This window comes from Agromyces mediolanus (assembly GCF_023715325.1).
Classification (GTDB): domain Bacteria; phylum Actinomycetota; class Actinomycetes; order Actinomycetales; family Microbacteriaceae; genus Agromyces; species Agromyces mediolanus_A.
Map to the genome: position 1 here is coordinate 79,845 of NZ_JAMBNX010000009.1, position 24,388 is coordinate 104,232.

Annotated in this window: 21 protein-coding genes; 3 read left to right on the forward strand and 18 right to left on the reverse strand. The window is 72.2% G+C overall.

The window, feature by feature from the left end; all coding sequences use genetic code 11:
• Positions 1-61 precede the first annotated feature (61 nt).
• The 3 genes from M3147_RS15390 to rplJ form a co-directional block, all read right to left on the reverse strand.
• The gene (locus M3147_RS15390; RefSeq protein ID WP_251204297.1) at positions 62-1,162 is read right to left on the reverse strand and encodes a BMP family lipoprotein; all 1,101 of its coding nucleotides are present in this window, start codon (positions 1,160-1,162) and stop codon (positions 62-64) included.
• A 239-nt stretch (positions 1,163-1,401) separates the two neighbouring features.
• Complete coding sequence (gene rplL, locus M3147_RS15395; protein ID WP_189085699.1) at positions 1,402-1,794, reverse strand: 50S ribosomal protein L7/L12; 393 nt, start codon at positions 1,792-1,794, stop codon at positions 1,402-1,404.
• A 43-nt stretch (positions 1,795-1,837) separates the two neighbouring features.
• Positions 1,838-2,353, reverse strand: coding sequence for a 50S ribosomal protein L10 (gene rplJ, locus M3147_RS15400; RefSeq protein ID WP_189085698.1), 516 nt, complete (start codon positions 2,351-2,353; stop codon positions 1,838-1,840).
• A 505-nt stretch (positions 2,354-2,858) separates the two neighbouring features.
• Here rplJ and M3147_RS15405 point away from each other — a divergent pair.
• Both M3147_RS15405 and M3147_RS15410 read left to right on the forward strand, forming a co-directional pair.
• Positions 2,859-4,589 carry an MDR family MFS transporter gene (locus M3147_RS15405; protein ID WP_285873944.1) on the forward strand — a complete coding sequence of 577 codons (1,731 nt, stop codon included), beginning with the start codon at positions 2,859-2,861 and terminating at the stop codon, positions 4,587-4,589.
• A 10-nt stretch (positions 4,590-4,599) separates the two neighbouring features.
• Positions 4,600-5,037 (forward strand): MarR family winged helix-turn-helix transcriptional regulator, encoded by a 438-nt coding sequence (locus tag M3147_RS15410; protein ID WP_251204298.1) that lies wholly within the window; start codon positions 4,600-4,602, stop codon positions 5,035-5,037.
• A 213-nt stretch (positions 5,038-5,250) separates the two neighbouring features.
• On the opposite strand, the gene M3147_RS15415 is transcribed toward M3147_RS15410, so the two are convergent.
• The 9 genes from M3147_RS15415 to M3147_RS15455 form a co-directional block, all read right to left on the reverse strand.
• The gene (locus M3147_RS15415; protein ID WP_251204299.1) at positions 5,251-6,804 is read right to left on the reverse strand and encodes a sensor histidine kinase; all 1,554 of its coding nucleotides are present in this window, start codon (positions 6,802-6,804) and stop codon (positions 5,251-5,253) included.
• Positions 6,801-7,541: a response regulator transcription factor gene (locus tag M3147_RS15420; RefSeq protein ID WP_285873946.1), complete on the reverse strand. Its 741-nt coding sequence runs from the start codon at positions 7,539-7,541 to the stop codon at positions 6,801-6,803. The genes M3147_RS15415 and M3147_RS15420 overlap by 4 nt, the downstream gene beginning before the upstream one ends.
• 235 nt (positions 7,542-7,776) lie before the next feature.
• Positions 7,777-8,817 (reverse strand): sugar phosphate isomerase/epimerase family protein, encoded by a 1,041-nt coding sequence (locus tag M3147_RS15425; RefSeq protein ID WP_251204300.1) that lies wholly within the window; start codon positions 8,815-8,817, stop codon positions 7,777-7,779.
• On the reverse strand, positions 8,814-9,683 hold the full coding sequence (locus tag M3147_RS15430) for a sugar phosphate isomerase/epimerase family protein (RefSeq protein ID WP_251204301.1): 870 nt from the start codon (positions 9,681-9,683) through the stop codon (positions 8,814-8,816). The genes M3147_RS15425 and M3147_RS15430 overlap by 4 nt, the downstream gene beginning before the upstream one ends.
• Positions 9,684-9,800: 117 nt before the next feature.
• A complete protein-coding gene (locus M3147_RS15435; protein ID WP_251204302.1) occupies positions 9,801-11,009 on the reverse strand; it encodes a substrate-binding domain-containing protein in 1,209 nt (402 codons plus the stop codon).
• Positions 11,009-12,187, reverse strand: a complete 1,179-nt coding sequence (locus M3147_RS15440; RefSeq protein WP_251204303.1) for an ABC transporter permease — start codon at positions 12,185-12,187, stop codon at positions 11,009-11,011. Before M3147_RS15440 ends, M3147_RS15435 begins: the two co-directional genes overlap by 1 nt.
• A complete protein-coding gene (locus M3147_RS15445; RefSeq protein ID WP_251204304.1) occupies positions 12,184-13,260 on the reverse strand; it encodes an ABC transporter permease in 1,077 nt (358 codons plus the stop codon). The genes M3147_RS15440 and M3147_RS15445 overlap by 4 nt, the downstream gene beginning before the upstream one ends.
• On the reverse strand, positions 13,257-14,765 hold the full coding sequence (locus M3147_RS15450; RefSeq protein ID WP_251204305.1) for a sugar ABC transporter ATP-binding protein: 1,509 nt from the start codon (positions 14,763-14,765) through the stop codon (positions 13,257-13,259). Before M3147_RS15450 ends, M3147_RS15445 begins: the two co-directional genes overlap by 4 nt.
• On the reverse strand, positions 14,762-15,868 hold the full coding sequence (locus M3147_RS15455) for a Gfo/Idh/MocA family protein (protein WP_251204306.1): 1,107 nt from the start codon (positions 15,866-15,868) through the stop codon (positions 14,762-14,764). The genes M3147_RS15450 and M3147_RS15455 overlap by 4 nt, the downstream gene beginning before the upstream one ends.
• 115 nt (positions 15,869-15,983) lie before the next feature.
• On the opposite strand from M3147_RS15455, the gene M3147_RS15460 reads away from it, so the two are divergent.
• Complete coding sequence (locus tag M3147_RS15460) at positions 15,984-17,171, forward strand: ROK family transcriptional regulator (RefSeq protein ID WP_251204307.1); 1,188 nt, start codon at positions 15,984-15,986, stop codon at positions 17,169-17,171.
• A gap of 18 nt (positions 17,172-17,189) precedes the next feature.
• Here the strand turns inward: M3147_RS15460 and M3147_RS15465 are convergent, their stop codons facing one another.
• From M3147_RS15465 to M3147_RS15490, 6 genes are all read right to left on the reverse strand, one after another.
• Positions 17,190-17,969 carry an MBL fold metallo-hydrolase gene (locus M3147_RS15465; protein WP_251204308.1) on the reverse strand — a complete coding sequence of 260 codons (780 nt, stop codon included), beginning with the start codon at positions 17,967-17,969 and terminating at the stop codon, positions 17,190-17,192.
• Positions 17,966-19,396 (reverse strand): purine-cytosine permease family protein, encoded by a 1,431-nt coding sequence (locus M3147_RS15470; RefSeq protein WP_251204309.1) that lies wholly within the window; start codon positions 19,394-19,396, stop codon positions 17,966-17,968. Before M3147_RS15470 ends, M3147_RS15465 begins: the two co-directional genes overlap by 4 nt.
• A gap of 98 nt (positions 19,397-19,494) precedes the next feature.
• Positions 19,495-20,130, reverse strand: coding sequence for a TetR/AcrR family transcriptional regulator (locus tag M3147_RS15475; protein WP_251204310.1), 636 nt, complete (start codon positions 20,128-20,130; stop codon positions 19,495-19,497).
• A 9-nt stretch (positions 20,131-20,139) separates the two neighbouring features.
• Entirely contained in the window at positions 20,140-21,156 is a 1,017-nt protein-coding gene (locus M3147_RS15480; protein ID WP_251204311.1) for a LacI family DNA-binding transcriptional regulator, read from the reverse strand.
• Positions 21,157-21,166: 10 nt separating this feature from the next.
• Positions 21,167-22,156, reverse strand: coding sequence for a nucleoside hydrolase (locus tag M3147_RS15485; RefSeq protein ID WP_251204312.1), 990 nt, complete (start codon positions 22,154-22,156; stop codon positions 21,167-21,169).
• Positions 22,153-24,372, reverse strand: a complete 2,220-nt coding sequence (locus M3147_RS15490; RefSeq protein WP_251204313.1) for an arylsulfatase — start codon at positions 24,370-24,372, stop codon at positions 22,153-22,155. The genes M3147_RS15485 and M3147_RS15490 overlap by 4 nt, the downstream gene beginning before the upstream one ends.
• Positions 24,373-24,388 lie beyond the last annotated feature (16 nt).

Genomic DNA, 24,388 nt, shown 5'->3' on the forward strand with positions numbered 1-24,388 from the left:
CGTGGCGCGAGCCTTTCGTTCGGGTGCGTGGGAGTGCGGCGGAGCAGGGCGGATGGCCCGCTCAGGCCCTCGGCGAGGAGGGCGAGTCGACGACGAACTCGCCGGAGATGATCTGCTGGCGCAGCGCCTCGACCTCGTCGAGGAGTTCCGGGGCGATCCGCGACTCCCAGTCGTGCGTCGGCGCGATCCCGACGCCCTCGTTCTCGAGCGTGCCGATGTACGGCGTACTGGAGAAGTCGCCGTCGGCCGCCGCGAGGGTGACCTCCTCGGCCGCGGTGGTGAGGTTCTTCAGCACCGAGGTCAGGTAGTACTGGCGGAACTTCGGCACGGCGTCGTAGACGTCGCCGTTCACGCCGATGATGGCGAGGTCGGTGCCCCGCTCCTCGGCGACGGTGGCGCTCGCCTCGAACAGGCGCCCGGCGACGGGCATCACCACGTCTGCACCCTGGTCGAGCAGCCCCTCGGTGAGCGTGCGCGCCTTGATCTGGTCGTCGAAACCGCCGACGAAGAGGCCGTTCTGCGCCGCCTTGTCCCAGCCGAGCACCTTCACCTCGGTGCCGTGGGTCTCGTTGTAGTGGGCGACGCCGTCGGCGAAGCCGTCCATGAACACGGTGACCGAGGGGAACGGCATGCCGCCGTAGGTGCCGACCGCGCCCGTCTTCGTGACGCCCGCGGCGAGGTAGCCGGCGAGGGCCGCGGCCTGGGCGGTGTCGAAGAGCACGGGCTTCACGTTGTCGAGCGCGAGCGGCGCGCCCTCGGCGTCGGTGACGGTGCTGTCGATGAGGGCGAAGTCGACCTCGGGCGCCTGCTGCGCGGCATCCCGCGTGGCGTTCGCGAGGGCGAAGCCGACCGTGACGATGAAGTCGCAGTCCTGCTCGACGAGGCCCTGGATGTTGCCGGCGTACTGGTCCTCGGTGTTCGAGTCGGCGGTGAGCACCTTCGTGCCGAGCTCGTCGGCGGCGGCCTTCACCCCCTCGTAGGTGAGCTGGTTGAAGTCCTTGTCGTCGAAGCCGGTGATGTCGGAGACGGCGCACGGGGTGAAGTCGCTCGCGGCGGCCGGGTCGTCGCTCGCCGCAGGGGCGGAGCCGCAGCCCGAGAGCAGCAGCGCGACGGCGCCGGCGGTCAGGCCGGTGGCGAGCAGGGGTCGGGGGAAGCTTCGCATCATGACGTCCTTGTCTGGGGGCGGAGGACGCGGGGCACTCGCTCCCCGCGCAGTATGATGTTATACCTCTTGCCCGACGAAGGCAATGCCCCCTTCCGGCGGGGGCGGGCGGGGGCAGGCGGGCCGGGGGCGGCGCGAACGACGGATGCCCCGTGCCGAACGAATCGGCACGGGGCATCCGTGTACTGCAGCGACGTTCGTCGCCTCAAGCCGGGTGCACTCGCAGGGAGTGCACCGGATTACTTGAGGGTGACGGTGGCGCCGGCCTCCTCGAGGGCGGCCTTGGCCTTCTCGGCGGTCTCCTTGTTGGCGCCCTCGAGGACGGCCTTCGGAGCACCGTCGACGACGGCCTTCGCCTCACCGAGGCCGAGCGAGGTGAGCTCGCGGACGACCTTGATGACCTGGATCTTCTTGTCGCCGGCGGCCTCGAGGACGACGTCGAACGAGTCCTTCTCCTCCTCGGCGGCGGCGTCGCCACCACCGGCGGCGGGCGCACCGGCAGCCGCGACGGCGACCGGGGCGGCGGCGGTGACCTCGAAGGTCTCCTCGAACGCCTTGACGAACTCCGAGAGCTCGATGAGGGTGAGCTCCTTGAACGCCTCGAGCAGCTCTTCAGTCGAAAGCTTTGCCATTTTTCTCTCCTTGTTGTGTACTCACCGCAGCGTGGCTCGCGCCTTACGCAGCGGACTCCTGCTTCTCGCGCAGCGCGTCGACCGTGCGGACGGCCTTCGACAGCGGCGCGTTGAACAGATATGCGGCTCCGAACAGCGAGGCCTTGAAGGCACCGGCGAGCTTCGCCAGCAGCACTTCGCGGGACTCGAGGTCGGCGAGCTTGCCTACCTCTTCGGCGGTCAGGGGCTTGCCATCGAAATAGCCGCCCTTGACCACGAGGAGGGGGTTCGCCTTGGCGAAGTCACGCAGCGACTTCGCGACGGCGACGGGGTCGCCGTGCACGAACGCGATCGCCGACGGGCCCGCGAGGGCGTCGTCGAACGCCGAGATGCCGGCGTTGTTCGCGGCGATCTTGGTCAGCGTGTTCTTCACCACGGCGTAGCTCGCGTCCCCACTGATGGACTTGCGCAGCTCCTTGAGCTGAGCAACAGTGAGGCCGCGGTATTCGGTCAGCAGAACGGCGGTCGAGCTCTGGAACATCTCCTGGAGCTCGGCAACCGCGGCTTCCTTGTTCGCCATGGCCACTCCTTGTGTCTTCATCGCGCATCGCGGTGACGATGCACGGCCTGGGAGCGCCGGCATGAAAAAAGCTCCGGCGCAGACGCGCGGAGCTTCGGCCCGGAGAATTCCGGAGAGACTTCGTCACACCTGCGCGGGCCCCTTGCTCTCGCAAGAACTTCGGTCGAACCCTTCGGGCACGACTACCAGCGGTCTTTGGCTCGGATCAGCGTACCCGACCCCCCGCCATCCACCAAATCCCCTCCCCGCTCCCCCCTCCCCCTTTACACAACTCAGGAACATGTGGCGGTTATGCCGTCCGAGCCATCCGTCCACCCCCGGAACCACGCGGATGCCGATCCAATTCTTCCTGAGTTGCGTGAGGGGGTGCGCAGGGCGGGGGGGCGCGCGGCGCAGGGCGGGGCGGGCGGATGGCGCGGGAATAGTTGACCAAGGTCGATAGTTGACGTACATCAACGACAGCGTTATCGTTGACGCACATCAACTTTCTATGAGGACTACTTCTTTGACGTCTCAGCTCACCGCCTCGACCACCGAGGCACCCCGCTCCCCCCGTGAGGTGTTCACCGCACTCTCCGGGCTCATCATGGGCATGTTCGTGGCCGTGCTCTCCGGCACGGTCGTCTCGACCTCGATGCCCGTCATCATCGCCGACCTCGGCGGCGACCAGTCGGCCTACACCTGGGTGATCACCGCGAGCCTGCTCGCGACCGCCGTCTCCACCCCGATCTGGGGCAAGCTCGCCGACCTCGTCGACCGCAAGATGCTGCTGCAGCTCGCGCTCGGCCTCTTCGTCGTGGGCACGGCGATCGCCGGCTTCGCCCAGGACACCGCCATGCTCATCGCGGTGCGCGTCGTGCAGGGCCTCGGCGCCGGCGGTCTCATGTCGCTCGTCATGATCGCGGTCGCGCTCATCATCTCCCCGCGCGAGCGCGGCAAGTACATGGGCGTCGTCGGCGGCATCATGGCGCTCGCCACGATCGGCGGCCCGCTCCTCGGCGGCGTCATCACCGACGCCTTCGGCTGGCGCGCGAACTTCTTCATCGGCATCCCCTTCGCGATCGCCGCGATCATCATGATCCAGCGCACCCTGCACCTGCCGAAGCCGAACCGCGAACGCGTCCGCATCGACTACCTCGGCGCGGTGCTGCTCACCGTCGGCGTCTCGGTGCTCCTCATCTGGGTGTCCATGGGCGGCAGCCAGTTCGAGTGGGACTCGATGCAGAGCTACCTCATGATCGGCGGCGCGGTGCTCGCCATCCTCGCCTTCATCGTGACCGAGTTCTTCGTGCCCGAGCCGATCGTGCCGATGTCGCTGTTCCGCAACCGCACCTTCACCCTCTCCGTGATCGCCTCGATCTCGGTGGGCGTGGCGATGTTCGCGACGAGCGTCTTCCTCGCGCAGTACTTCCAGCTCGCCCGCGGCGCGACCCCGACCGAGTCGGGCCTCATGACGATCCCGATGATCGTCGGCCAGATGGGCGCCTCGATCGGCATCGGTCAGCTCGTCTCGCGCTTCGGCAAGTGGAAGGGCTGGATGCTGCTCGGCTCCGCGCTCATCATCGCGGGCGTGAGCCTCATATCGACGCTCCGCTACGACACCGACTTCCTCTGGGTCTCGGTGTACATGGTGATCCTCGGCGCCGGCCTCGGCATGGTCATGCAGAACCTCACGCTCATCGTGCAGAACGACACCCCGGCCTCGCAGCTCGGCGCCGCGAGCTCGAACGTGAACTTCTTCCGCTCGATCGCCGGCACCATCGGCGTGACGATCATGGGTTCGGTGCTCGCCAGCCAGGTGACAACGCACATCACCGACGGGCTCGCGAAGTTCACCCCGTCCTCGGCCGACGAGGTCGCGGCGCTCAAGGGCCTCGCGTCCGGCAACGTGCCGAAGGTGGGCGAGCTCCCCGACGCCATCCGCGTGATCGTCGAGGGCGCCTACGGCCACGGCATCGCCGACGTGTTCATCATCGCCGTGCCGCTGGCCGTGCTGAGCCTCATCGCGATCGCGTTCCTGCCGAACAAGCCGCTGTCGACGAAGAACGCCGCGCAGTCGCTGGCGGAGGAGGCCGAGGAGGTCGCCATCGACCTCGCCGAGGCCGAGACCGGCTCGCCGGTCACCGCGGCGGTCGCGATGAGCGAGGCGGATGCCTCCCGCGAGCCCCGCGCGCAGGCGGAGGCCGAGGCATCCGCCGCCGCTTCGGAGGACGAGCCGGCCCCGGCCCGCAAGTAGCATGAGTGCCATGACCGAGTCCTCCGTCGACGAGGCGATCGCGCGCGTGGAAGACCAGCTCTCCGTCGTGTTCGGTCGCGCCCGCACCGTCTGGAAGGAGGCGGCGCAGCAGATCCACCCCGAGCTGAACCCGGCCGGCTACAAGCTGCTGTCGACCGTCGTGCGACTCGGTTCGACGAACGCGCACGTGCTCGCGGAGCTGTTCGACATGGACAAGAGCGTCGTCAGCCGCCAGCTGCGGATGCTCGAGGAGGTGGGGCTCGTCGAGAGCCGCCCCGACGAGCGCGACGGCCGGGTGCGGGTGCTCATGCCGACGACGGAGGCCATCGAGCGGGTCACCGCGATGCGGGCGCGCAACCAGTCACGCCTGCACGCGGCGCTCCGCGAGCGGACGCCCGAGGAACTGCTGCTCTTCGCGGAGATGCTCGGCGTCATCGCCGACGCGTAGGCCCCGGTCGGCACTCGTTTCGAACGGCCCGCCCTTCCGGGGTGGGCCGTTCGGCGTCGCCGGGGGCTGGAACCGCCCGAGCATCCTGAGACAACTCAGGAAGAATCGAACCGGCATCCGCGTCATCCTCGGCTTCGCCGGATGGCTCGCGCCGCATAACTGCCAGATGTTCCTGAGTTGTGTGGGGGCGGGGGGCGGGGCGGGGGCGGGAGGTCAGGGGGCGAGCGGGAGCTCGACGGTGAAGACGGTGCGGCCGGGCTCCGACTCGACCGAGACCGTGCCGTGCTGCGCTTCGACGACCGCCCGCACGATCGCGAGCCCGAGTCCCGTCGATCCGGCACGGCGGGAGCGCGAGGCATCCCCCCGGGCGAAGCGCTCGAACATCGTCGCGCGCACCGCCTCGTCGATGCCGGGGCCGTCGTCGGCGACCGCGACCCGGACCACGCCGGGCTCGCCGTCGGCACCGGGATCGGGCGTCACGGTGACGTGCACGGCGGTGCCCGCCGGGGTGTGCAGCCGGGCGTTGGCGAGCAGGTTCGCGAGCACCTGGCGGAGCCGCGCGTCGTCGCCGGAGACCTCGACGGGCCCCTCGGGCACCGCCACCGACCACTCGTGGTCGGGGCCCGCGACCTGCGCGTCGCCGACGGCGTCGACGACGATCGTGCGCAGGTCGACCCGGCTGTGCACGAGCTCACGCCCCTCGTCGAGGCGGGCGAGGAGGAGCAGATCCTCCACGAGCTCGGTCATCCGCAGCGACTCGGACTCGATGCGGGAGATCGCGTGCGTGACGTCCTCGGGCAGCGTGCCGCCATGCAGCCGGGTGAGCTCGGCGTAGCCGCGGATGGAGGCGAGCGGCGTGCGCAGCTCGTGCGAGGCATCCGCCACGAAACGGCGCACCTTGCGCTCGGACTGCTCGCGGGCCGAGAGGGAGCTCGAGACATGCCCGAGCATCCGGTTGAACGCGGTGCCGAGCCGGCCCACCTCCGTGCGCGGGTCGTCGACGGGCACCCGTTCGTCGAGGTCGACGTCGCCGCGGTCGAGCGGGCGCTCGGACACGGCGAGCGCGGTGTCCGTCATGCGGGCGAGCGGCACGAGGGCACGGCGCACGATGAGCGTGCCGAAGGCGATGGCGAAGAACAGGCCGGCGATGGCGACCAGGGCGATCGTGAGGACGAGTTGACCGGTCGCGCGGTTCACCCCCGCGAGCGGGAGCGCCACCACGACGTTCAGCTGCGGCAGCACGGGGGCCGCCATCGCGCGGTACTCGCCGAGCTGCCCGCCGAAGGAGACGGTGTGCGCCCGCCCGTCGGCGGCGATGTCGCCGAGCTCAGCGACGGCACCGCTCTGGAAGGTCAGCACCTGTCCCCCGTCGGCGATGTACCTGGCGCCGTCGACGGAGCCGTCCTGGTTGACGAACGCCGCGATCGTGCCAGCCGACTGGCCGGGCACGTCGAGCGCGAGGCCGACGTCGCCGCCCGGCGTCGGGACGGCGGCGATTCCCGTCGCGGCGCGCTGCAGCGAGGTGCGCAGGTCGTCGTCGACGCTCTGCACCGATGAGCCGTGGAACACCGTGACACTGACGACCCCGACCACCGCGCTCACCGCGGCGAGGAGGGCCGCCATCGCGACGACCAGGCGCCGTTCGAGGGTCCAACGACGGCGGGCGGATGCCACGACGACGACCGGCGTCTCGGCATCCGCGTCGTCGGCCCGCTCCGCTCGCGCCCGCGCCTCCGCGGCATGCCCCGGGTCGCCCGGCCGGGTCACTCCGCAGCCTTCAGCAGGTAGCCCGCCCCGCGGACCGTGTGGATCATCGGCGAGCGGCCGGCGTCGATCTTCTTGCGCAAGTAGGAGATGTAGAGCTCGACGACCGACTCCTTGCCGCCGAAGTCGTAGGACCACACGCGGTCGAGGATCTGCGCCTTGGAGAGCACCCGGCGCGGATTGCGCATCAGGTAGCGGAGCAGTTCGAACTCGGTCGCGGTGAGCTCGATCTGCTCGCCGCCGCGGTGCACCTCGTAGGAGTCCTCGTCGAGGGTGAGGTCGCCGACGCGGAGCACCGGGTCCTTGGCCTGGGCGAGGGTGAGCGTCGAACGGCGGATGAGGCCCCGCAGCCGCGCCACCACCTCCTCGAGGCTGAACGGCTTGGTGACGTAGTCGTCGCCACCGGCGGTGAGCCCCGCAATGCGGTCGTCGAGGGCGTCCTTCGCGGTGAGGAAGAGCACGGGCGTCTCGGTGCCGTCGGCGCGCACCCGCTGCAGCACCTCGAGGCCGTCGATGTCGGGCAGCATGATGTCGAGCACGATCGCGTCCGGGCGGAACTCGCGGGCGACCTTCACCGCGGTGAGCCCGTCGCCGGCGGTGCGCACGTCCCAGCCCTCGTACTTCAGGGCCATCTTCAGGAGCTCGGTGAGCGAGTGCTCGTCGTCGACGACGAGCACTCGCACCATCGAACCGTCGGGCTTCGCGATCTGCGGGGCGCGGGCGGGCGCGGGAGTGCTCATGATTCCAAGTATCCGCGCGGAGCTATGCGTTCGCTATGCCCCGGCTGTGCGCTCCCCTGGTTCCCTGAGCCCGTCGAAGGGAGGGTGCGTGGTTCGCTGAGCTTGTCGGAGCGGGGCGGCCCCTTCGACGAGCTCAGGGAACCAGGCGGCCCTTCGACGAGCTCAGGGGAACCAGGGCCCCTTCGACGAGCTCAGGGAACCAGGGCGGCCCTTCGACGAGCTCAGGGAACCAGGGCTACTGGTTCGAGAAGGCGGCGTCGAACGACGTCGTCGGGCGCGGGAAGAGCTGGCGCCGGATGAACGCCAGCGCCTCCGGAGCCCCGTGCAGGCGATCCATCCCGGCATCCTCCCACTCGACCGAGATCGGCCCCGTGTAGCCGATCCCGTCGAGGGCGCGGAACGCGTCCTCCCAGGGCACGTCGCCGCGCCCCGTCGAGACGAAGTCCCAGCCGCGCCGCGGGTCGCCCCAGGAGAGGTGCGAGCCCAGGATGCCGGCGCGGCCGCTCGGCGGACGGAGCCGGGTGTCCTTGCAGTCGACGTGGTAGATGCGGTCGGCGAAGTCGACGATGAAGCCGATCGGGTCGATGCCCTGCCACATCATGTGCGAGGGGTCCCAGTTGAAGCCGAACGCCTCGCGCCGGCCGATCGCCTCGAGGGTGCGCACGCTCGTCCAGTAGTCGTAGGCGATCTCGGAGGGGTGCACCTCGTGCGCGAAGCGCACGCCCTCGGCATCGAACACGTCGAGAATCGGGTTCCAGCGCGTCGCGAAGTCCTCGTAGCCCGCGTCGATCACCGACGCCGGCACCGGCGGGAACATCGCCACGTACGACCAGATCGACGAACCCGTGAACCCGACGACGGTGTCGACGCCGAGCTTCCGGGCGACCCGGGCGGCCCGTTTCATGTCCTCCGCCGCGCGCTGCCTGACCCCCTCGGCGTCGCCGTCGCCCCAGGTGTACGGGCGCACGATCGCCTCGTGCCGGAAGTCGATGGGGTCGTCGCAGACCGCCTGGCCGGTGAGGTGGTTCGAGATGGCGTGAACCTCGAGGCCGTGCCGCTTCAGGAGTTCGACGCGCTCGGCGAGGTAGCCGGGCTCCTCCTCGGCGAGCTTCAGGTCGAGGTGGTCGCCGGAGCAGGCGAGCTCGAGCCCGTCGTAGCCCCAGCCGGCGGCGAGCCGGGCGACCTCCTCGAGCGGGAGATCGGCCCACTGGCCGGTGAAGAGGGTGACGGGGTGGCCCCCGGTCGCCCCGGTCGAGGATGCGGTCGACTCGGTCATGCCCGTGCCCTTTCGTCCTGCAGTGCCTGGAGATAGCGGATGCTGCGCGCGGCGAGCTCGTCCTGCGAGGCCGCGAGCGGGCGCCAGACGGAGGCGGCGACCGCGATGGTGGCGTTCTCGCCGGTGAAGCTCTCGAGGCCGAGCGGTCCGGCGTAGCCGGCGTCGTCGAGCGCGTCGAGGAACGCCGGCCAGTCGAGGTGGTCGTCGCCGACGGGGCCGCGGTCGTTGCCGCAGACCTGCACGTGGGCGAGGTGCTCGCCCGCGGCGCGGATCGCGTCGCCGATCGAGCGCTCCTCGATGTTCAGGTGGTAGCTGTCGAGCGCGAGGCCGAGGCCCGGGCCGAGCAGCGGGCCGAGGGCGTCGACCGCCTGCTCGACGGTGTTCAGGAGGCTCGTCTCGTAGCGGTTCAGCGGCTCGACGGCCAGGCGGATGCCTCGGGCCTCCGCCTGGCGCACGACGGGGGCGAGGTTCCGGCGGAGCTCCTCGATCCGTTCGCGGCGCTCCGCGGCATCCATCCGCCAGGCCCGGCCGGTCGCCGAGGTGAAGGGGCCCGCGACCACTCGCGCGCCGAGCCGCTCGGCGACGCCGAGGCAGTGCACGAGGTAGTTCTGCGTCGCGACGATCTCGGAGCCGGGCGCCGCGACGAGGTTGCGGCCGGGCCCCATGGCGCCGACCACGATCGGCGCGAGCCCGTGCTCGGCCACCACCTCGGCGGCCCGCTCGGGCGCCCAGTCCCCCGGCTGCTCGACGGGCAGCTCGATCGCGCCGAAGCCGAGGCCTGCCGCCGTCGCGGCGAGCCCCGGCAGGTTCTCGTCGGTGAGCGGCGACGCCCACACCCAGGTGTTCACGCCGATGGTGCGGCGCATGCTGCCTCCTCGCGGCGCCGCGTCGTCGCGAGCGCCCGTGTCGATGGTGAGCGTATCGGGGCCGCGGCGCGTGCCGCGGCCCCGATCCGCGATCGGCGTGTTCCCCCGAGCGCCGGCTTACGGGACGACCCGGTCCTCCCAGACCTGCGGGTAGCCGGGCAGGTCCTCGCCGCCGAACTTGGCGTAGTGGCCGTCGGGCATGCCCTCGTTCAGGGCGAGGTATCCGTCGACCTCCTCGGCGGTGATGGGCGACTGCGGCAGCACCCACTCGGCCGGCACCTGCTCGCCCGCGAAGATCTTCTGCGCGGCGAGCAGGGGCGTGCGCCACTGGAAGTTGGAGTAGACGGGGGCGAGCCCGGTGAGGCCCGTCTCCTTCCACTTGCGGAGGAAGCTCATCTCGTCCTCGCCGGTCATGACCGGGTAGTCCGCTCCGGCGTCCTCGAAGGCCTCGATCGCGGCGACGGCGCCGTCACCGGCATCCATCCAGATGCCCTTGACGTCGCCCTTCGCGAGCTCGTCGGAGATGATCTTCTTGATCTCGGCCGGGTCCGCGCCGGTGAAGTAGTCGACCGCGTCGATGCCGGCCTCGTCGAAGAGCTTCTCGGCGGCGGCCCAGCGCTGCTCGAGCACGTCGACGCCCGGCAGGATGCGGAGCGCGACGACCTTGTCGCCCTGCTCGAGGTTGTCGATGAGGAACTCGGCGGTGTCGATCCCCCAGGCGAAGCCGCCGATCGGGTGGATGAACGTCACCGGGCAGTCGGTCTGCACGCCGCGGTCGAAGACCACGACGGGCTTGCCGGTGTCGCAGGCGCGCTCGACGGCGGGCGTCATCGCCGCCGTGGAGTTCGGCGAGATCAGGAAGATGTCGCAGTTGCCCTCGTTGATGAAGTAGTCGATGTCGGCGATCTGCGTGTCGTCGGAGTCCTGCGCGTCGCGGGTCTCCATCGCGCTGATGACCCCCGCGTCCTGCAACACCTTCAGCTGCTGGTTCATGGTGATCCAGCCGGTCTGGCGCCACGGGTTCGAGATCGAGGCGTTCGCGAAGCACGCCTTCTTCGCCCCGGTGCTCGCGTACTGCGCCGTGTCGACGAGCTCCGCGTTGATGGTCTGCAGCCACGGCTGCCCCTCGGGCCCCTCGGGCACGACGGTGCGCTCCGCGTTCTGCTTGTCGAAGAGGGCCTGGTCGAACCACTCGACCGAGGCCTCCTCGCTGGACTCGGGCGCCTCGCTCGAGTCGGTCACGCTCGGATCGGTCGTGCAACCGGCGAGCGTCATCAGCGCCACGGCGCCGACCATGGCGGATGCCACGGTGTACCTGCGTCGCATCACGAACCTCCCTTGGTTTCGTTGTCTGCCCTCTGCGTCGAGGGAATGGGTGCAGGGGTGGCGGGCGTCTCCGGGGAGTCGTCCGTCTTCGCTCCGGATGCGGGCGAAGTCTCTGGGGCCGCCTGCGGCGGCGGGGTGCCGGGCGACTGCCCGGCCGGGGCTTCGAGGGCCCGGCCGCGGCGCCTGGCGCGGAAGGTCGTCGCGGAGTACGCGACGGCGAGGATGATGATCGCGCCCTGCACCGCGTCGCGGTACGTCGATGGCACGCCGGCGAAGTTCAGCAGGGTGAAGAGGGCTTCGAGGGCGAAGGCGCCCGCCGCCGCGGCGACGACCCAGCCGCGTCCGCCGCCGAGCACCACGCCGCCGAGCACCACGGCGGTGATCGCGGTGAACTCGTAGCCCCGCCCCACCGAGGGGTGCACGCCGGCGTAGCCGACGAGCAGCACGCCGGCCACCGTCGCGGAGAGCGAGGAGATCATGAACGTCGAGGTCTTCACCCACCAGCTGCGGGTGCCGGAGAAGCGCGCGGTCGTCGGGTTGTCGCCGAGCGCGATGATGGTGCGGCCGAACGGCCGCTTCGCGAACCAGACGGCGAGCGCGAGCACCACCACGAGGATGACGACCGACCACGGCAGGATGTCGATGACGGGGATGCCGCGGATGCCGCCGCGGCCGATCTCGCGGAAGCCGTCGGCGGGGTTGCCGGTCGCCGCTCCGCCGGTCCAGTAGAGCACCGCGCCGAGCAGCGCGAGCATCATGCCGAGGGTGACGATGAAGCTCGGCACTTTCAGGAACGAGACGATGAGCCCGTTCACGAGGCCGATGAGCGCGCCGAAACCGAGCATGAGGGCGAGCACGGGCAGCGCCTTCGCCTCGTCCTGGCCGATGAGGTTGCCGGCGATCACCACCTGGGCGGTGACGACGGAGCCCATCGAGAGGTCGAACTCGCCGCCGACGATGACGAAGTACTGGCCGATCGCGACGATCGCGACGGGGGCGACCCGCTGGATGAAACGGATGAACTGGCTGGGCTCCGCGAACGAGGGGTTCAGCGCCGCGATGGCGACGAGGAGCACGACGAGGAGCAGGAAGACCGCGCCGCGCGGGCTGATCAGGGTGCGGGCGAGCCCCGCGAGGCGCTGCCCGACGCTCGGCCGGAGCTCGGTGGCGGCGGTCATCGCGCGGCTCCTTCCGTCGTGGCGGCGGGATCGACGGCGGCCGGCGACGCCGCGGCGGGCGCGGGCGGCGCCCCTCCCGCGTCGAAGCGGGGCCGGCGGCGCTCGACCGAGCGGCTCGCGTAGACCGCGACGGCGGCGACGATGACGATGCCGCGCACGACGTCCTTCAGGAAGGGGTTCACCTGCATGACGCTCATCACGTTGTCGACGACGGCGAAGATCGCGACACCGCCGATGGTGCCCCACACGGAGCCCCGGCCGCCGAGGAGCAGGGTGCCGCCGAGCACGACCGCGGCGATCGAGAGCAGGTCGTAGCCGCCCTGCGCGCCGAAGGTCGGGTTGCCGACGCCGGAGCGGCTGGCGAGCAGCAGGCCGGCGAGGGCCGCGCTCATCGAGCACAGCACGTGCGCGGCGATCACGGGCCGTGCGGTGCGGATGCCGGAGAGCCGGGCGACCTGCTCGTTGCCGCCGACGGCGTAGATGTGGTGGCCGGTGCGGGTGCGGCCGAGGAACAGCCAGACGAGCTCGGCGACGGCGAGCATCAGGATGGTCGACACCGGCACCGGGCCGAGCCCCGTGGCGCCGATGAGGCGGAACTCCATCGGCACGTCGCCGCTCGTGCCCTTGTAGTTCGAGTCGAGGAAGCCCTTGATGATGAGCCCGGTGCCGAGCGTCGCGATGAAGCCGTTCACCTTCAGCTTCGTCACGATGAGCCCGTTCGCGAGGCCGATGAGCGCCGCGACGCCGAGGGAGGCGGCGAGCGCGAGCGGGATGTTCGCCGGGTTGCCGGCCATGAGGTCGGCGGCGATGAGGCTCGAGAGGCTGATGACGTAGAGCACCGAGAGGTCGAGGGAGGCGCAGAGCACGACGAGGGTCTGCCCGATCGCCACGAAGCCGAGCACGCTCATGCCGGTGAGGATGTCGCGGATGTTGCCCGGGCTGAAGAAGTTGCGCCCGACGGTGGCCACGAGGATCGCGCCGATCGCGATGACGACGACGAGGGCGATGCCCACGATCAGCGAGGAGTCGAGCCGGCCGCGCCGGCGGCGGGCGGCGGGGGTCGCGGCGCTCATGCGGCGCCTCCCTCGAGGTCGATCGCGGCGAGGGTGCCGGTGGCGGCGGCGAGGATGGTGGCCTCGTCGCTGCGTGCCGGCAGCTCGGCCGAGGCGCGGCCGTCGTGCATCACGATGATGCGGTCGGACATGCCGATCACCTCTGGCAGCTCGGAGGAGATCATGAGGATGGCGACTCCTTCTCGGGTGAGCCGGCGCATGAGCCGGTAGACGGCGACCTTCGCCCCGACGTCGATGCCGCGGGTCGGCTCGTCCATGAGCACGACCCTGGGCTCGGTGGCGAGCCACTTCGCGAGCACGACCTTCTGCTGGTTGCCGCCGGAGAGGTACTGCACCTCCTGGTCGACGCCGCGGGAGGCGACCTCGAGGCTCGAGAGCACGCCGGGCAGCTCGCGCCGGACGGCGGCGGTGCGCCGGGAGAAGACCGAGCGGATGACGAGCAGCGCGTTGTCGAGCACCGACTGGTTCAGGGCGAGACCCTGGGCCTTGCGGTCCTCGGTGACGAGGGCGAGGCCCTCGCGGACGGCCTGACGGGCGCCGGTGACGCGGATGGCCCGGCCGTCGAGCTCCATGGTGCCGCGGGTGAACGGGGCGATGCCGAAGACGGCCTCGGCGAGCTCGGTGCGGCCGGAGCCCTGCAACCCGGCGACGCCGACGATCTCGCCGGCGCGCAGCTCGAGCTCGATGCCGTCGACGTAGCCGTTGCCCGCCCCGCGCAGCACGAGCCGGGGCTCGCCGAGCTCCGTGCCGGGCTCCGCCTCGGGGAAGTAGGTCTCGATGGGGCGGCCGACCATGCGGCGCACGAGCTCGTCGGTGTCGAGTTCGTCGGCCGGGCCGGTGGAGACGAGCGCGCCGTCCTTCAGCACGGTGATGGTGTCGCAGAGGTCGAAGATCTCCTTCAACCGGTGCGAGACGTAGAGGATGGCGACGCCCCTCGCCTTCAGCCGGGCGATGATCGCGTAGAGCAGCTCGACCTCGTGGTCGGCGAGCGCGGCGGTCGGCTCGTCCATCTGGATGACGCGGGCGTCGACGGAGAGCGCCTTCACGATCTCGACGATCTGCTGCTCGGCGACGCTCAGGCGTCGCACCGGGGCATCCGCGTCGATGAAGTCGATGCCGAGCTCGGCGAGCAGCTGCTCGGTCTGGCGGACCATCCGGCGCCGGTCCACCAGCCCGAAGCGCCGCGGCTCCCGGCCGACGAAGACGTTCTCGGCTACGGTGCGCTCCGGCAGCAGGTTGAACTCCTGGAACACGGTGGCGAGGCCGGCCTCGGCCGCCTGCACGGGGTGCTGGAAGTCGACCTCGGCGCCCGCGATGCGGACGGTGCCGCCGTCACGCTGGTAGACGCCGGCGAGGATCTTCATGAAGGTCGACTTGCCGGCGCCGTTCTCGCCGATGAGCCCGTGCACCTCGCCCGGGTGCAGCGTGAGGCCGACGCCGCGGAGCACCTGCACGCCGAAGAAGGACTTCTCGAGGCCCTCGGCGACGAGGATCGGCTCGCTCATGCGGCCACCTCCACCCAGTCGCCGCTCCCGGCCGAGGCGAGGACGGCCTCGGTCACCCGGGCGGAGCGGAGCCCGTCGTCGAAGTCGGGCAGGCCGTCCGGGCGAGCGCCGCCGATGGCGGCGTAGGCGTCGGCGACGAAGGCGTTGAAGGCGTCCTGATAGCCCATCGGATGCCCCGCCGGCACGAGCGAGAGCCGGGCGGCGTCGCTCGAGAGCCGGGCGGGATCGCGGTCGAGCAGCACCGAGCCGTCGACCCGGCCGAGCCAGAGCCGCTCGGGCCGTTCCTGCTCGAAGCGCACCGTCTCGTGCGCGCCGGAGAGCTCGACGACGAGGGCGTTCTTGCGGCCGGGCGCGACCTGCGAGATGAGCAGCGTGCCGATCGCTCCGCCGGAGAGCTCGACGACGACGGCGACGAGGTCCTCCGTCGCGGTGGCGTCGCGGCCGGCGCGGTTCGGGTACACGGTGCGGGTGCGGGCGTTCAGGCGCAGGATGCGCTCACCCGAGACGAACTCGAGCAGGTCCACGAGGTGGGAGCCGATGTCGGCGAACGCCCGCGAGGGCCCGCCGAGCGCGGGGTCCACCCGCCAGTCGTCCGCCTGCGGGTCGGCGAGCCAGTCCTGCAGGTACTCGCCGTGCACGCTGACGAGGGGACCGGCGGAGCCGCCGGCGAGCCGCGCCCTGGCCTCGCGCGCCATCGGGTGGAAGCGGTAGATGAAGGGCACGGCGGCGACGAGCCCGCGCTCTCCGGCGAGGGCCGCGAGCTCGGCGGCGTCGGCGGCGCTCGTGGCGAGCGGCTTCTCGCAGATGACGTGCTTGCCCGCGAGGAGCGCGGCACGGGCGTAGCCGGCGTGCGTCGTGTTCGGGGTGCAGACGTGGACCACGTCGATCGCGGGATCGGCGAGCAGCTCCTCGACGGAGTCGTAGGCGGCGGCGATGCCGAGGCGTTCGGCGGCGTCGGCCGCGCGCCCGGCGGAGGAGGAGGCGGAGCCCGCGAGCGCGGCGCTCGCCGCCCGCGCCGCGCGCGAGTGCACTGCAGCCATGAACCCGCCGCCGATGATGCCGGCGTGGATCGCACGGGCTGGAGCAATGACGTCCGTTGTCATGCTGCACATCGTGACACGGTTACTCGACTTTTGCTAGTCAAGAATCAAAAGTTGATCTATTCGTTCCGAATTTGTGCCGAGCGAGGATATCAAGGCGGTGTGCTTTACTCGATACATGGTCGACACGAGTCGGGTGCCGGCGCCCGGCACCTCCGGGGCGAGCGAGCTCTTCCAGCTGCTGCGCGACGGGGCACCGCGCACTCGAGCGGCCCTCGCCCAGGCCACCGGACTCGCCAGGTCCACGGTCGCCGCCCGAGTCGACGAGCTCATGCGGCTCGGCCTCGTCGCCCCCGTCGCCGACGCCGCCTCCACCGGCGGTCGACCGCCCTCGCAGTTCGCCCTGAACCCCAGCGCGCGCGTGGTGCTCGCCGCCGACCTCGGCGCCTCCCACGCGACGCTCGCCATCACCGACCTCACCGGCGCCGTGCTGCTCGAGCGCAGCGAGCCGATCGACATCGCCGAGGGCCCGGAGGCGGTGCTCGGCTGGCTCGTCGACACGGGCCTCGCCATGCTCCGTGAGCTCGGTCGCGATCGCGCCGAGCTCGCCGCGATCGGCATCGGCATCCCCGGCCCGGTCGAGCACTCCACCGGCCGCCCCGTGAATCCGCCGATCATGCCGGGCTGGAACCGCTTCGACGTGCCCGGCTGGGTGCAGCAGCACCTCGAGGTGCCCGTGCTCGTCGACAACGACGTGAACATCATGGCGCTCGGCGAGCGCCAGGCCGCCTGGCCGCAGACCGATCACCTCATGTTCGTGAAGGTCGCGACCGGCATCGGCGCCGGCATCATCTCGGGCGGCCTCCTCCAGCGCGGCGCCCAGGGCATCGCCGGCGACATCGGCCACGTGCGGGTCTCGCGCGGCACGGGAGTGCCGTGCAGCTGCGGCAACCAGGACTGCCTCGAGGCACTCGCATCCGGCCCGGCCATCGCCCGCTCCCTCCGGGAGCGCGGGCTCGACGCGGCGGGCGGACGCGACGTGGTGACGCTCGTGCAGCGCGGCGACCTCGACGCCATCCAGGCCGTGCGTCAGGCCGGCCGCGACATCGGCGAGGTGCTGACCGCCTCGGTGAGCCTCATCAACCCCTCCGTCATCGCGATCGGCGGCTCGATGGCCCGCGCCGGCGAGCACCTCATCGCGGGCGTGCGCGAGGCGGTGTACACCCGCTCGATGCCGCTCGCCACGGAGCACCTGCAGATCGTGCAGTCCGCGGCGGCCGAGAACGCCGCGGTGCTCGGCGCGAGCATGCTCGCCATCCAGCACGTGCTCTCCCCCGAGGGCATCGACCAGCTCGCCGCCCGCTGAACAGGGCGCGTCGGTCGCTCAGCTCGGACCCCGGACCTCGCCCCAGGCGCGCAGCTGCGCTTCGACGATCTCGCGCAGCCGAGCGGCGCCGAAGGGGCCGCCGTGCCCCGGGTACACCGTGCGGATCGGCAGCCGGAGCAGTCGACGCAGGCTCTCGGCGTACGCTGCCCGGTCGGAGCCGTGCAGGTCGTCGAGCAGCACATCGTCGTAGACCACATCACCGCTGAACAGGGCGCCCGCTGCGGGCTCGAACAGCGCGAGGGAGCCTGGAGTGTGGCCGGGCAGGTGCAGCGTCACGAGCTCGCGGTCCCCGAGGTCGATCACGTCGCCGTCGGCGAGCGTGGCGCTCGGCTCCACGGCGGCGAGCCGGTGCGCCTCCGCATCGAACTCCTCGTGCGGCCGCGCCGTGAGGAACAGCTCCGGCACCGGGCCGTGCCGGTCGAGCCGGAGGCCGAGCTCCTCCGCGAGGCGGCGGCCGACGAGCGAACGCCCGAGTGGGGCCGCCACCGGCTCGCCCGCGTGCGCCCAGCGCTCGGTGAACTCGTGCGCCGAGCCCATGTGGTCGAGGTGCGCGTGCGTGATGACGAGCACGGGCTCCCGGGCGAAGAGCTCCGGCAGCTCCGCCCGCATCGAGGCCACTCCGAGGCCGGCGTCGACCACGAGGTCGCGGTCGCGCCCGGCGAGCCACCAGCTGTTGCCCTGGAGGAACTCGTGCACGTGCGGCTCGACGATCCGGGTGAGGCGGTCGTCGATGCGATCCCGGCGGAACCAGGGGTGCGCGACGGGGAGCGCGCTCACGCGGCATCCCCCGCGCCCTCGGCCCGGATCGCCGAGCCGCGCAGCCCGGGCGCCGCGAGCGCCGCGTAGAGCCCGCCGCCGAGGGCCATCCCGACGAGCGGCGAGAGGTCGGCGCCGCCGAGCGCGAGCCCGAGCGGGCCGGTGTAGAACGTCGTGCTGGCGAACAGCGCCGTGACCGTGGCGCCGCCGACGAGCGCGATCACGCCGGCCGGGTTCCACCCGCCGGAGAACCAGTTCGCTCCGCCGGGCCGTTCGTCCTCGAGCCGGGCGCCATCGTAGCGGTTGCGCCGCAGCACGATGTCGACCGCGTAGATCGCCATGGCCGGCGCCAGCACCACGATGCTGAGCTCGAGCAGTCCGCTCAGCGCGTCGAGGAAGTCGACGACGAACAGCGCGAAGAGGGTGATGCCGACCGCCACGATCGCATCGAACACGACCGTGACCGATCGGCGCCAGCGCACCCCGGCGGCGAGCAGCGCGAGCCCGGTGCTGTACGCCGTGAGCGCGTTGTTCGCGATCGAGCCGACGACCACGACGAGGAGGAAGATCGGGTAGTACCACGCGGGCACGATCCCGGCCATCGCGGTCGCCGGGTCGGACATGTCGACCACGGTGCCGGCGAGCACGCCGAGCGAGCCGATCACGACGGCCGGCAGGAATCCGCCGAGCGCGGTCCAGCCCGCGACCTGCACCGGGCTCGTGTCCTCCGGCAGGTAGCGCGAGTAGTCCGCACCCACCTGCCACGACAGCGGTGCGGAGGCGATGATCGCGAAGCCCGCGGCCGCGACCGCCCAGAGCTCCGCCCCTTCGAGCCGCCCGGCGGGCGGCTGGTAGCCGAAGTCCGCACCGGCGACGACGAACACGGCGAGCACCCCGATGCCGGCGAGGAGCACCCAGCTCACCCAGCCGCTCACTCGCACGATCGTCGCGTGACCGTAGACGCTGATCGTGAACGTGACGACCGCGAGGACGACGACGATGACGGCCTGCAGCCAGGCCGGCGCCTCCGGGGCGAACCAGCGGAGGAGGGCGAACCCGACGGTCGCGCCGACCGCGAGGTTGATCGCCTCGTAGAGCACGCCGATCGCCCAGCCGGCCGTGAAGTTCAGCACGCGGTTGCCGCGGACGCCGTAGAACGCCCGGGTGATCACCTCGCTCGGCACCCCGGCGGTCGGCCCGCTGACGGCGAGGAACCCGACGCCCGCGAAGAAGAGGTTCCCCGCGACCACCACGGCGATCGCCTGCCACGCGTCGAGTCCGAAGAGCACGAGCAGCCCGCCCAGCACGAAGTAGAGGTAGGTGACGTTCGACGCCGCCCAGACGGTGAACAGCGATCGCGCCGTCCCGTGCCGCTCGATGACGGGGACGTGGTCGGTGCCCCGCTGCTCGATCCGACCCGCCGCCGTGTTCCGCTCGCGGTCGCTCATCTCACGCCTCCTCGCGCTGTTGGCCTATCGGCCAATATGATGAGCGACAGTAGCGGCTATTGGCCTCGCGGTCAATAGTTGCCGGAGCGGCGATCGACTCAGGCGTCGAGCAGACCGGGTTCGAGCCCCAGCTCGGTCTCGGCCGTGCGCAGCACGAAGTCGAACACGTCCGCATAGTCGAGCGGCGAGTCCGCGAGGCCGGTGCGCACCGCCGCGTTCGCCGCGAGCCCGTCGACGAGCGCGAGGATGCGCATCGCGGAGTGCGGCCCGGCCGCCGGGAACACGCCCGCCGCGACGCCGACGCCGACGAGCTCGTCGAGCTCGGCGAGGTCCTGCTCCATCTGGCGCACCACGGCGTCGCGCACGGCCGGGCGTCGAGCGCTCTCCCGCCAGGCGTCGAGCCACAGCAGCGCCGCGGGATCGCGCTCGTGGGCGCCGTACGCCGCGAGCAGCCCCCGGAGCTGCTCGAGCGGGCCGTCGCCGGCCACGCGCTCGGCCAGCTCGCGCCGTTCGGCGTCGGCGGCGAACGCGAACGCCGCGGCCAGCAGCTCGTCCACCGTGCCGAAGTAGTGCGTCACGAGTCCTTGCGCGACCCCGACCTCGGCCGCGAGCCGTCGCGCCGTGATCGAGGTCAACCCGCCCTCGCGCGCGAGCTTCACCGCCGCCACGAGCAGTTCGTCGCGTCGGTCCTCGCGCACCCGCCTCGTGTAGCCGCGCCCCGCCCGCTCCGCCATACCGACAGGCTAGGCGCTCGGCACGAAGGACTCGCGCACCACGAGCTCCGCGTCGAGCACCGGAGGCGCCCCGTCGCGCCCGGCGAGGGCGTCCGCCAGCAGCCGCATGATCGCGCTGCCGTTGCGCTCGGCGGCGGCCGACAGCGTCGTGATCGAGGGACGCACCTGGGCCGCGAGCGGCACCTCCTCGCCGCTCAGGACCACGAGGTCGTCGGGCACGCGGAGTCCGCGCGCCTCGGCCGCCCGGATCGCGCCGATCGCCATCGGCACCGTCGCCGCCAGGATGCCGCCGACGCTCGCCCGCTCCAGGAGGGCCGCGGCCGCCGCCTGCGCGCCGTCGAAGTCGTACGGCGTCTCCACGACGAGCTCCGGCGCACCCGCCGAGAGGGCGTCGAGGTAGCCCGCGACGAGCTGTCGGCCGAGCGGACCGACGCCCTCGCCGACGAGCAGGGCGACCGGGCCGTGGCCGGAACCGGCCATCGCGCTCGTCGCGGCCCGGGCGGGCTCGCGGTAGTCGAAGCCGAGGCTGAGCGCGTGCCGCGCGTCGTCGCGGTCGACGGTGGTGAGCACCGGGATGCCCTGCTCGTGCAGCACCTCGAGCGCCTGCAGCGTCTCGGGTTCGACGAGGGCGTCGGCGGTCGCGAGCACGACCGCGTCGACGCCCTGCTTCGGCAGCTTCTCGAGCACGCGCCGCAGGCGGGTCTCGCTGTGCGCGAGGTCGTAGAGCATGACGCTGTAGCCGAGGTCGTCGGCCTCGTGCGAGATCGTCTTCGCGAGGCCCCCGTGGAACGGCTGCGACACGTCGCCGACGAGCAGCGCGATCGTGCCGGTGCGGCCGTTGCGGAGGCTCCGCGCGGCGGCGCTCGGCACGAAGTTCAGCCGGTCTGCGGCGGCGCGCACCTTCGCGAGCGTGCCCGGGGTCACCCGCTCCGGCTCGTTCAGCACCCGCGAGACCGTGGTCCGGGAGACGCCGGCGAGCCGGGCGACATCCAGGATGGTCGCCTGGCCGCGTTCCGGTGCCGTCACATCCGCGATCCTATCGAGCCGGCACCGCCGCACCGGCGTCGACGGCGGCGAGGAAGAGCTCCGCGCAGCGCGCCCCGTCGAGGTCGAGGACGACCTCGACGGCGCTCGCGGCATCCTTCGTCGTCTCGCCGCCCGCGCCGAGGCCGGTGCGGAGGTCGACGACGGTGCAACCGCGCGTCGGGCCCTCGGCGAGCGCGACGCGCACCGGCGCGCGCTGCAGGCGCAGGAGCGTCGGATCGATCACCGCGGCGACCGTGCCCGCATCGCCGATGGCCGCGGCTCCGGCCGCGCCGACTCGGCCCTCGTCCTCGGTGACCCCGGCGAGGTGCGCGAGCAGCGAGCCCGCGGCGCGGGCGACCGGATCGGCCGAACGCCCGAGCTGCGCGATCCGCTCCGCGGGCACCGTCGCGCGGTAGAACGGCTCGAGCCCGTACATCACGACCGGCACGCCGCTCGTGAGCACGATCTCGGCCGCCTCCGGGTCGTGCCAGACGTTGAACTCGGCCGCGGCGGTCGCGTTGCCCGCGCCGATCGCGCCGCCCATCATGACGATCCGCGCGAGGTGCGGCATGACCTCCGGATGCATCCGCAGCAGCACGGCGACGTTCGTGAGCGGGGCGAGGGCGATCACGGTGACCGGCTCGGGCGAGTCGAGGAGGGTGCGCCGCAGCAGCTCCACCGCGTGCACCGGTTCGACCTCGCGCTCGCTCGGCGGCAGCTCCAGGGTGCCGAGCCCCGTCGGGCCGTGCACGTAGGCCGCGTCCCGCGGCGTCTCGACGAGGGGGCGGTGCAGGCCCGCGGCGATCGGCACCGCGGGCGCGTCGGCGAGGTCGAGCACCCGGCGGGTGTTCTCCACGACCTGGGCGAGCGGCACGTTGCCGCCCGCGCAGCTGACCGCGAGGAGCTCGAGGGCGGGATGGCGCACCGCGAGCAGCAGGGCGAGGGCGTCGTCGACGCCCGTGTCCACGTCGAGCACGACGGGGATCGGCCGCGCGCTCATTCGCTCGCCAGGATCAGCTCGGCGTACTCGGCGGCGTCGTCGGCCGCGGGGTGCACGTCGATCGCGACGAGCTCGAGCAGCTCGGGGTCGAGCGGCACGGCCTGCAGCGGGCTGAACGCGCTGACCGGCGCCTGCCCGACGTCGAGGCCCCAGAACGACAGGTGGGCGCCGGTGCGCGGGATGCGGGCGGAGGCGAGCTCCGCGCCGCCGGCCTCGAGCACGAGCTCGCCGCTGAGATCGGGCAGCGAGCGCAGCCGGAACCCGGCCTCCCGCTCCCCCGGGTCGAGCGGGCGCGGCGCACGCAGCTCGACGGTCTCGCCGAGCGTCGAGTGCGCGAAACAGAGCACGCCGTCCTGGAGGGCGAGCACGTAGCCGCCCTGGGCGTTCCCGCTCGAGAGCAGCACGCCGCTCGCGGTCGAGGCGTCGGCGCGGAACCGCGCCCGCACGTCGATCGAGCGGTTCGACCCCGTCACGGCGCTCGGGAAGGGGATGTGGCTCTGCCCGGGACGCAGCACGATCCGCCGTTCGGCGTACAGCCCGATCGGCCCGCGCGCCTCGATCACCTCGTGCAGCGGGCGGTCGTCGAGCGGGAACACGTCGTGCCGTCGCGCCTCCTGCCACCAGAGCTCCTGCAGCTGCGCGAGCCTGGCGGGCTCGCTGGCGGCGACGTCGGTGGCCTCGGCGAAGTCGGCGGCCGTGTCGTACAGCCGCCACTCGTCGTCGGCGTAGTCGGTGCCCGGGACGTGCGCGGTGACGGCGCGCCATCCCTCGTGCCAGATCGCCCGGTGGCCGAGCGTCTCCCAGTACTGGGTGGTGCGCCCGGCGTCGCTCGCCGCGTCGGCGAGGGTCGCGGCGACGCTGCGGCCGTCGAGCGCGTCGGGTGCCGGGATGCCGAGCAGCTCGTAGAGCGTCGGCGCGACGTCGATCGCGTGCACGAACTGCCGGCGCACGCCGCCGGGCGTGCCCGGTCCGTTCGGCCAGGACACGACGAGCGGGGAGCGCACCCCGCCGAGGTCGACGAACTGCTTGTACCGGCGGAACGGGGTGTTGCCCGCCATCGCCCAGCCCTCGGGGTAGTGCGAGCCGCCGGTGAGGGTGCCGACGCGGTCGAGCTCGCCGACGAGCTCGGCGGCCGGGCGGCGGATGCCGCTGTACGGCGCGTTCGTGTCGACGTCGCCGCCGGGTCCGCCCTCGCGGCTCGCGCCGTTGTCGCTCGTGACGAGCACGATGGTGTCGTCGAGCTCGCCGAACTCGCGGAGCGCGGCGACGACGCGGCCGAGCTGCGCGTCGGCGTGCTCGAGGAACCCGGCGAACGCCGCCTGCAGCGCGGCGTAGACGCGGCGCTCGTCGTCGTCGAGCTCGACCCAGGGGCGCACGCCGTCGTTGCGCTCGGCGAGCGGAGTGCCCTCGGGCACGAGCCCGGCCTCGATCTGCCGGGCGAGGCGGGCCTTCCTGGTCTCGTCCCAGCCGACGGTGAAGGTGTCGAGGTACTGCGCGATGAACTCCCTCGGCGTCTGGAAGGGCGCGTGCGTCGCGCCGAAGGCGAGGTGCAGGTAGAACGGGTCGCCCGGCCGGAACGCGAGGTGGTCGCGCACGTAGCCGATGGCGCGGTCGGCGAGGTCCTCGCTGAGGTGGTAGCCCTCGCGCGCGGGCACCGGCGCGGGGTGGTTGTCCTCGAAGAGCTCGGGCTCGTACTGGTCGGTGCAGCCGTCGAGGAAGCCGTAGTAGCGATCGAATCCGCGGGCGAGCGGCCAATTGCCGTAGGGGCCGGCGGGCGTGATCTCGTGCAGCGGCGCGAGGTGCCACTTGCCGACGAGGTAGGTGCCGTAGCCCTCCTCGCGGAGCACCTCGGGCAGCAGCGGCACGTCGCGGCGGATCGAGCCGCGGGAGTTCGGGAAGCCGGTGTCGGTGTCGGCGAGGAAGCGCATACCGATGCCGTGGTGGTTGCGCCCGCTGAGCAGCGCGGCGCGGGTCGGCGAGCAGAGCGGGGTGACGTGGAACCCCGTGTAGCGGAGGCCGGCATCGGCCAGGGCGTCGATCGTCGGCGTGCGCACCTCGGAGCCGTAGCAGCCGAGGTCGCCCCAGCCCGTGTCGTCGAGGATGACGACGACGACGTTCGGGCGCTTCGCGCCCTGGCGCCGCTCGGGCCACCACGGGGTGGACTCGGCGACGGTGGTGCCGATCCGGCCGGGGAAGTCGGGATGCGTGGTCGACATGGTGGTGCCTTTCCGG